The 376-nt window shown below is 60.1% G+C and carries 1 pseudogene; it reads left to right on the forward strand.

Annotated elements, in window-relative coordinates:
• Window positions 1-223: pseudogene (locus V6767_RS22730) on the forward strand (integrase core domain-containing protein); the annotation flags it as partial.
• Between the last annotated feature and the right edge of the window lie 153 nt (window positions 224-376).

Genomic DNA, 376 nt, shown 5'->3' on the forward strand with positions numbered 1-376 from the left:
GCAAGGGTTCGTGGCGGGACAACGTCTTCGTCGAGCGGCTCTGGCGCTCGATCAATACGAGGAGGTCTACCTCCACGCCTACAAGTCCGTGTCCGAGGCTCGCGCTGGCATCGGCCGATATCTGACCTTTTACAATAGCCGACGCCCACATTCATCCCTTGACCGGCAGACGCCGGATCAGGCCTACTTCAACGCGCTGGCCCCCATGATGGTGGCGGCATAATCGAGGCGGAAATCCACTTATCAAAACGCTCGAAACTGTTCAGACAAACCGAGCCACTTCTTGCGGGAAAGAGCGGCCGGCGCGTTGTGTCGGCCTTCATTGCCACCGCCTTCGCCCAGGACACGCAGCAAGCCGCAAGCGCACAATGGCGTA

The organism is Martelella sp. FLE1502 (assembly GCF_053484255.1).